Source organism: Acinetobacter towneri DSM 14962 = CIP 107472 (genome assembly GCF_000368785.1).
In the GTDB taxonomy this organism is placed as follows: Bacteria; Pseudomonadota; Gammaproteobacteria; order Pseudomonadales; family Moraxellaceae; genus Acinetobacter; species Acinetobacter towneri.
The window spans coordinates 1-1,273 of sequence record NZ_KB849670.1 but is presented as its reverse complement, the minus strand read 5'-3'; the positions used below and the strand labels follow the sequence as shown (position 1 = coordinate 1,273).

Sequence of the window (1,273 nt, the reverse complement as noted above, 5' to 3'; positions counted from 1 at the left end):
TTGATCCTAGCCAAAATAATGGACAGTACTTCCCTCTAAAGATAACGTAACGTTAACTTTGGAGATCCAAGAAATGGCCAAACGTTTTAGTCCTGAATTTAAACAGCAAGCAATTGATTATGCACTTTCAAACTCACACGAGCCTATAGCTACAATCGCCCAGAAATTAGGTGTGGGTTATTCAACTTTAGACAAATGGATTCGTGAAGCCAATCCAGTGGGTTCAAGCAAACGTCAACTTTCACCAGAACAACAGCGGATCTTGGAATTAGAGAAAGAAGTCAAACAGCTCAGGGAAGCCAATGACATCTTAAAAAAAGCGCATGTGTACTTTCTGACAGATCATGCCAAGAAAAGTACACGGTAATTCAAGATCTGGATGTGAATGAAGTCACTGTATCTTCTGCCTGTAAATGCCTGGGTGTCAGCACTTCAGGCTATTATGCCTGGCGAAAACGCCAGACCAATCTAGCGCAGAAATATAATGATTTAAAAGCCGTGTATTGGCAGCATCATGCACGATTGGGTGCACCTTCATTGGTACATGACATGCATGATTTAGGTTACAGCATGAGCGAACGAACCGTTGGAAGAATGCTTAAAAAACTTGGTTTACGGAGCAAAATTGCACGTAAATACAAGCATACGACTGATTCAAACCATCGTTTGCCTACAGCGCCTAACTTGTTGGATCGTCAATTTACGGTCAATGAACCCAATAAGATCTGGACAACGGATATTACCTATATCCGTACTAAGCAAGGTTGGCTGTATTTATGTGTGATGCTGGATCTATTCAGCCGTCGTATTGTCGGTTGGCAAACCAGCCATCGAATAGACCGTCAATTGGTGTGTGATGCGTTTCATTATGCAATGGCTCGTCAGGGGTATCCAATGGGTGTCATGGTACATTCGGACCAAGGCTCACAGTACTGTAGTCGTGATTTTAGGGCGCTATTATTGACGAATAACTGCGTTCAAAGTATGTCACGCAGGGGAAACTGTTGGGATAATGCAGTGACCGAAAGCTTCTTTCATACATTGAAAGGTCATATGGTCCATGGCAGTGTGTTTGCCACTCGAAAAGAAGCGAATGCTGTCTTGTTTGACTATATTGAGATTTATTACAATCGAATCAGACGACATTCTACAAACGGCTGGTTAAGCCCAGAAGCCTTTGAACAGAAATATTTCAAGAATTTAGAGGGATTTGTTGTCCACGATACTGTCTAGGATCACTTTAATGATTAAATAATCAATTTTCATCTTTAGC

The 1,273-nt window shown here is 41.6% G+C and carries 1 protein-coding gene; it reads left to right on the top strand.

All coding sequences use genetic code 11. The features are described from left to right. Positions 1-73 precede the first annotated feature (73 nt). Positions 74-1,233, top strand: a protein-coding gene (locus tag F947_RS00215; RefSeq protein ID WP_099046170.1) for an IS3-like element IS1236 family transposase whose coding sequence is annotated in 2 segments (ribosomal slippage) — positions 74-308 and positions 308-1,233 — 1,161 coding nt in all. Because the reading frame shifts where the segments join, the coding sequence is not laid out codon by codon here. Positions 1,234-1,273 lie beyond the last annotated feature (40 nt).